7 protein-coding genes are annotated in these 6,259 nt (G+C 77.2%); 1 reads left to right on the forward strand and 6 read right to left on the reverse strand.

From position 1 onward, the window contains the following. Positions 1–1,078: SPFH domain-containing protein (locus tag HLB09_RS11540; protein ID WP_322790147.1), on the reverse strand; the 1,078-nt coding region annotated here is incomplete at its 3' end. Then, positions 1,075–1,599 (reverse strand): NfeD family protein, encoded by a 525-nt coding sequence (locus HLB09_RS11545; RefSeq protein ID WP_212770948.1) that lies wholly within the window; start codon positions 1,597–1,599, stop codon positions 1,075–1,077. The genes HLB09_RS11545 and HLB09_RS11540, both read right to left, overlap by 4 nt. 189 nt (positions 1,600–1,788) lie before the next feature. On the opposite strand from HLB09_RS11545, the gene HLB09_RS11550 reads away from it, so the two are divergent. Beyond that, positions 1,789–2,202, forward strand: a complete 414-nt coding sequence (locus tag HLB09_RS11550; protein ID WP_171203518.1) for a pilus assembly protein CpaE — start codon at positions 1,789–1,791, stop codon at positions 2,200–2,202. Positions 2,203–2,287: 85 nt separating this feature from the next. Here the strand turns inward: HLB09_RS11550 and proB are convergent, their stop codons facing one another. From proB to rplU, 4 genes are all read right to left on the reverse strand, one after another. Further along, a complete protein-coding gene (gene proB / locus HLB09_RS11555; protein ID WP_171203523.1) occupies positions 2,288–3,418 on the reverse strand; it encodes a glutamate 5-kinase in 1,131 nt (376 codons plus the stop codon). Between the two features lie 71 nt (positions 3,419–3,489). After that, positions 3,490–5,043, reverse strand: coding sequence for a GTPase ObgE (gene obgE / locus HLB09_RS11560; protein ID WP_171203519.1), 1,554 nt, complete (start codon positions 5,041–5,043; stop codon positions 3,490–3,492). An 86-nt stretch (positions 5,044–5,129) separates the two neighbouring features. Continuing rightward, a complete protein-coding gene (gene rpmA / locus HLB09_RS11565; protein ID WP_171203520.1) occupies positions 5,130–5,405 on the reverse strand; it encodes a 50S ribosomal protein L27 in 276 nt (91 codons plus the stop codon). Positions 5,406–5,523: 118 nt separating this feature from the next. Further along, on the reverse strand, positions 5,524–5,841 hold the full coding sequence (gene rplU / locus HLB09_RS11570) for a 50S ribosomal protein L21 (protein ID WP_298804662.1): 318 nt from the start codon (positions 5,839–5,841) through the stop codon (positions 5,524–5,526). Positions 5,842–6,259 lie beyond the last annotated feature (418 nt).

Consider the following 6,259-nt stretch of genomic DNA (forward strand, 5'->3'; position numbering starts at 1 on the left):
GCACGTCGCCGCCGCTGTCGGGGACGCGCCGCCCCCGGCGCGTGGCCGACTCGCTGTCCGCCGCCTCGCGGGTGGCCCCCTGCGCCTCCTCCCGGGCGCGGCGCAGCGCCTCGCCCGGGTCCTCCAGCGTCGGCGCGTCGAGGTCGCCGCCCACGCCCTCGACGTCGACCTCGTGCGGCTCGTCGTCGTGGCCCCCGCCGTCGCGCCGTCCCAGGACGTCGCCGACGCCCTTGAGCGCGTCGTTGAGCTCGCTCGGGACGATCCAGACCTTGTTGGCGTCGCCCTGGGCGATCTGCGGCAGCGTCTGCAGGTACTGGTAGGCCAGCAGGCTCGGCGTCGGGTTGCCCCGGTGGATGGCCGCGAAGACCTCGACGATGGCGCGGGAGCGGCCCTGGGCCTCGAGGATGGCGGCCTGCGCCTGCCCCTCCGCCCGCAGGACGGAGGACTGCTTGTCGCCCTCGGCCGTGAGGATCTGGCTCTGCTTGACGCCCTCGGCGTTGAGGATGGCGGCGCGACGGTCGCGCTCGGCGCGCATCTGCTTCTCCATCGAGTCCTGCACGCTGGCGGGCGGGTCGATGGCCTTGAGCTCGACGCGGTTCACGCGCACGCCCCAGCGCCCGGTCGCCTCGTCGAGGACGCCGCGTAGCTGGCCGTTGATCTGGTCGCGGCTCGTCAGCGTCTGCTCGAGGTCGAGCGAGCCGACGACGTTGCGCAGGGTCGTGACCGTGAGCTGCTCGATGCCCTGGATGTAGTTGGCGATCTCGTAGGTCGCCGCCTTCGGGTCCGTGGGCTGGAAGTAGATGACCGAGTCGATGCTGACGACGAGGTTGTCCGAGGTGATGACCGGCTGCGGCGGGAAGGACACGACCTGCTCGCGCAGGTCGACCGTCGCCCGCGGCTTGTCGATGAAGGGGACGAGGAAGTGCAGGCCCGCGTCCAGCGTCCGCGAGTAGCGGCCGAGCCGCTCGATGATGACCGCGCTCGCCTGCGGCACGATCCGCACCGACTTCACCACCGTCGCGACGACGAAGACGACGAGGAGGAGGAGGACGACGTACAGGGCGACGGTGCCGATCACGAGGGGCTCCAGGGGCTCGGTGCGCTCGGGCTGGTCGGGCCGCTCGGGCCGGCGGCGGCGGGCCCGGGGTCGGTGGTGGGCAGGGCGCGCACGACGGCGGTGGCGCCCTCGATGCGGACGACCTCGACGTCGACGCCCACGGGCAGCGGGGCGCCGCCGTCGGTGCGGGCGGACCACACCTCGCCGCGGAGCTTCACGCGGCCGTCGCGGGCCGTGACCTGCTCGAGGACCTCCGCGCGGCGTCCCACGTTGGCGTCCGTCCCCGTCGAGGTGGCGGGCAGCCGCGGCCGGACCCAGCGGACCACCGCGGGGCGGGCGACGGCGAGCAGCAGCGCGGCGGCGACGGCGAAGCTGATGACCTGGAGGGGCAGGTCGGCGCCGAGGGCGGCCACCAGGGCGGCCACGAGCGCCGCGGCGGCGATCATGCCGAAGACGAAGTCCAGCGAGGAGACCTCGATGGCGCCCAGCAGCAGCGCCAGGCCCACCCAGAGCAGCCACTGCAGGTCGCCCCAGCCGTCCACCGCGCACCCCCGTCGCCGCCCCGTCGTGGCCCTCCGCGCACCGGCGTCGGCCACGGCGGCACCGGCTCGTGCTCGACCCTAGCCCGGGGCGCCAATGCGGGAGGGCCCCGGGCCCCGACCCGCCGCGCGGTGGCGCCCCGCGGGCGCCGGGGCGCAGCATCGGGAGGACACCGACCCCGGGAGGCACCCGTGATCTCCGTCCCCACCGCCCGCGCGCTGGCGACGTCCGGCGTGGCGTGGGAGCCCGCGTCCGGCGACCGCTTCGTCATCACCGACCGCGGCATGGACGACGACGTGTTCGTCCTGTCCGAGATGGTCGTGGAGGCCCAGGACCACGCGACCGGCCGGGTGCTCGGCTTCAACGGCACCACCGAGTGGGCCCTGGACTCCGTCGCGGCCGAGCAGGCCGTCTGGCTGCCCCGCGAGGGCCAGCTGCGGGAGATGCTCGGCGACACCTTCGCGGGCCTGGTGCCGGAGGACGGCGCCTTCGTCGTGCGCACCCGCGACGCGGACGGTGAGCGCTCCTCGCGCGCGGACGACGTCGAGGAGGCCTACGCCCTCGCGGTCCTCGCCGTCCGCGCCCGCGCCGCCCGCGGCGCCTGATCCTCCGGTCCCCCGGCGACGCCGAGGGCGGAGGTGGCGCCACCTCCACGCCAGGAGCACCCCCGGGGCGAGGGTGACGCCACCTTCACCCGGGAGCCGCCGGGACGAGCACGAGGTCGTCGCGGTGCACGAGCACGCGGTCCCAGCCCGGCCCGAGGTCGCGGGCCAGGTCGGTGGTCGAGCGGCCGAGGAGGGCGGGCACCTCCGCCGCGGCGTAGCCGACGAGGCCCCGCGCGAGCACGGCGCCGGTCCCGTCGACGAGGTCGACGGCGTCCCCGGCCTCGAACTCGCCGCGCACCTCCCGCACGCCCGCGGGCAGCAGGGAGGCGCCGCGGTCGCGCACGGCCCGCACCGCGCCGTCGTCGAGGACGAGCGCGCCGCGCGACCGGGCGGCGTGGGCCAGCCACAGCAGCCGGGTGCGGCGACGGCGCCCCGTGGCCGCGAACCACGTGCCGACGTCCGCGCCCGCGAGGCCCTCGCCCGCCAGCGCCGCGCTCGTCAGGAGCACGGGCACCCCGGACGAGGTGGCGATGCCCGCGGCGGCGAGCTTGGTCGCCATGCCGCCGGTGCCGACGCCCGCGCCGCCGGTGCCGCCGACGACGACGTCGGCCAGGTCGGCGGCGGACGCGACGAGCGGCACCCGCCGGCTGCCGGGGCGCCCGGGCGGGCCGTCGTGGAGCGCGTCGACGTCCGAGAGCAGCACGAGCGCGTCGGCGCGCACGAGGTGCGCCACGAGGGCGGCGAGCCGGTCGTTGTCGCCGAAGCGGATCTCGTCGGTCGCCACGGTGTCGTTCTCGTTGACGACCGGCAGGACGCCGAGCCCGAGCAGCCGCTCGAGGGTGCGCTGCGCGTTGCGGTAGTGGCCGCGCCGCACGACGTCCTCCGCCGTGAGCAGCACCTGCCCGACCGGCGTCCCGGAGCGTCCGAGCGCGCGCTCGTAGGCGGCGACGAGCAGGCCCTGCCCGACGCTCGCGGCGGCCTGCTGGGTAGCGAGGTCCCGGGGGCGACGGTCCAGGCCGAGCGGGGCGAGCCCGGCGGCGATGGCGCCCGAGGACACGAGCACCACCTCCGCGCCGCGCCCGCGCACGTCCTGCACCGCGGCGACGAGCGCGCCCAGCCGGCCTTCGTCGAGCCCGCCCGCGGCCGTCGTGAGGGACGACGAGCCGACCTTGACGACGACGCGGCGCGCCGAGGCGAGGTCGGCCCGTGACCGCACGGACGAGGCGCCCTCCGGCGTCGCCGGGCCGCTCGGCCCGCCGGAGGCCCCCGGCGCGCTCGCGGCCACGCTCAGCCGTCGCCGCGCGCGGCGCGCTCGGCGCGGCGGTCGGCGAGCCGCTCGGCCTCCAGCTCGGCCTGCGTGGTGGCGCGGGCGGCCTTGCGCTCCTCCTGCAGGCGCCGCCGCTCCCCGCGGGTCGGACGGTCGTCGCCCAGCAGCCGGGGGTCCTCGCCCCGCCGACCGCCGAGGAGCTCCGCGCCGCCGACGAGGGTCGGGTCCCAGTCGAAGACGACGGCGCCGCGCGCCGAGCGGTCGTCGCCGATGACGACCTCGGAGCCGGCGACCGCCCCCTTCGCGAAGAGCTCCTCCTCGACGCCGAGCTTCGCGAGGCGGTCCGCGAGGTAGCCGACGGCCTCGTCGTTGCTGAAGTCGGTCTGACGGACCCACCGCTCCGGCTTGGACCCGAGCACGCGGAAGCGCACGCCGCCGGTGGCGTCCTCGGCCTCCTCGCGGGTGACCGTGAAGCCGGTCTCGTCGACGGCCCGCGGGCGCAGGACGACGCGGGGCGCCTCCGGCTCGGGGACGGCGGCCCGGGCCCGGCGCACGAGCGCGGCCATGGCGAAGGACAGCTCGCGCAGCCCCTCGCGGGAGGCCGCCGAGACCTCGAGCACCTCGTGGCCGCGCGCCTCCAGCTCGGGGCGCACGAAGTCGGCCAGCTCGCGCGCCTCGGGCACGTCGACCTTGTTGAGCACGACGAGCACGGGCCGCTCCTCGAGCGGGAGCCCCGGCTCGCCCGTGGCCGTGAGGTCCACGGCGTAGCGGGCCAGCTCGGCCTCGATGGTCTCGAGGTCGCTCAGCGGGTCGCGGCCCGGCTCGAGCGTCGCGCAGTCGAGGACGTGGACGATCGCGGCCGTGCGTTCGACGTGCCGCAGGAACTGCAGGCCGAGCCCCTTGCCCTCGCTCGCGCCCTCGACGAGCCCGGGCACGTCGGCGACGACGAAGCGCTCGTCGCCGGCCACGACGACGCCCAGGTTGGGCACCAGCGTGGTGAAGGGGTAGTCGGCGATCTTCGGCTTGGCGGCGGACAGCGCACCGACGAGGCTGGACTTGCCGGCGCTGGGGAAACCCACGAGGGCGACGTCGGCGAGCGACTTCAGCTCGAGGACCACGTCGCCCGACCAGCCGGGCTCGCCGAGCAGCGCGAAGCCGGGCGCCTTGCGGCGGGTGGTCGCCAGGGCGGCGTTGCCGAGGCCGCCGGCGCCGCCGGGGGCCAGCTCGACGTCGGTGCCGACGTGCACGAGGTCGGCCAGCAGGGAGCCGTCGGCCGCGTCCTTGACCACCGTGCCGGGCGGCACGCGCAGGACGAGGTCCTCCCCCGCCGCGCCGTGGCGGTGCGACCCCATGCCGGGGCGGCCGTTGGCGGCGACGCGGTGCGGGGCGTGGTGGTACTCCAGCAGCGTCGTCGTCGACGCGTCCACGACGAGGCGGACGCTGCCGCCGCGGCCGCCGTTGCCGCCGTCGGGCCCGCCGAGGGGCTTGAACTTCTCCCGGTGGACGGACGTGCAGCCGTGCCCCCCGCTGCCGCCCGCCACGTGCAGGACGACGCGGTCCACGAACATCGGCACGGGGGCCTCCTGGCTCCGGCGGGCCCCGTGGTCGGGGCGCCGCTCTGGGTGCTGCGGTGGGGCGCCCGGCGGCGGTGGTGCTGGTGTCAGTCGGCGACGGCCTCGGTCGCGGCGGGGGCCACGACGTTGACCGTGCGACGGCCGCGGCGGGTGCCGAAGAGGACCGCGCCGGGCGTGAGGGCGAAGAGGGTGTCGTCCTTGCCGCGGCCGACGTTGTCGCCCGGGTGGAAGTGGGTGCCGCGCTGGCGCACGATGATCGAGCCGGCCGTGACCTGCTCGCCGCCGAAGCGCTTGACGCCGAGTCGCTGCGCGTTCGAGTCGCGGCCGTTGCGGCTGGAGCTCGCGCCCTTCTTGTGTGCCATGGCTGTGCCTCCGTCGGCGAGGGGCCCCGGTGGTGGGCTCCGGTGGTGGGTCGGGGGGTGGCGCCGCGGGGGCGCCGGTGCTGCTGCTGCGAGAGCGGCGGCGGGGCCGCCGCGCCCGTCAGCTGTCGATCGCGGTGATGCGCACCCGGGTGTGCTTCTGGCGGTGGCCCTGGCGCTTGCGGTAGCCCGTCTTGTTCTTGTACCGCAGGATCGTGATCTTGGGGCCCTTGACCTCGTCGACGACCTCGGCGGTCACCGTGACGCCGGACAGGGCGGAGGCCTCGCTCGTGACGGTCGCGCCGTCGACGAGCAGGAGGGGCGCCAGCTGGAGCGTGGTGCCCGCCGCGGGGGTGCCGCCGCCGACCCGGTCGATGAGCAGCTCGCTGCCCACCGACACCTTCTCCTGCCGGCCACCGGCGCGGACGATCGCGTACACCACGGGACTCTCCTGACGTCGACCGGTCCTGGACCGGCGGAACGGCTGCATCTGCTGCTCGGTCGCGGCCGGCGCGGCCACCCGGTCGCGAGGACCTGGCGGACCGGGACCGCTCCCCCGCGGCTGCGGGGGCTCGGGGCGCGCACGGCGCTGGGCGCACCGGTGGTGCGCCGGGGGCAAGAGTACGGACGGCGCGGCGAGGGGGTCAAACCCGGGCCCCCCGGCGCGGCGCACCGGGGCACGGGGCCCGCCGGACGGCGGGCCCCGTGCCGTGCGTCAGCGGTCGCCCGGCACCGGCTCGTCGGACGCCGGCTCGTCGGACGCCTCCGGCGCCGGGGCCTCCCCCGGCGACGCCGACGGCGCGGGCGCCGTCTCCTCGACGGCGGCGCCCGCCCCGTCGAGGTCCGGCTCCTGGGTG

This window comes from Pseudokineococcus marinus, assembly GCF_013004605.1.
In the GTDB taxonomy this organism is placed as follows: Bacteria; Actinomycetota; Actinomycetes; order Actinomycetales; family Quadrisphaeraceae; genus Pseudokineococcus; species Pseudokineococcus marinus.

Coding starts and splice junctions, on each gene's coding strand:
- rpmA (WP_171203520.1), bottom strand. CDS start 5,405: ATGGCACACAAGAAGGGCGCGAGCTCCAGCCGCAACGGCCGCGACTCG.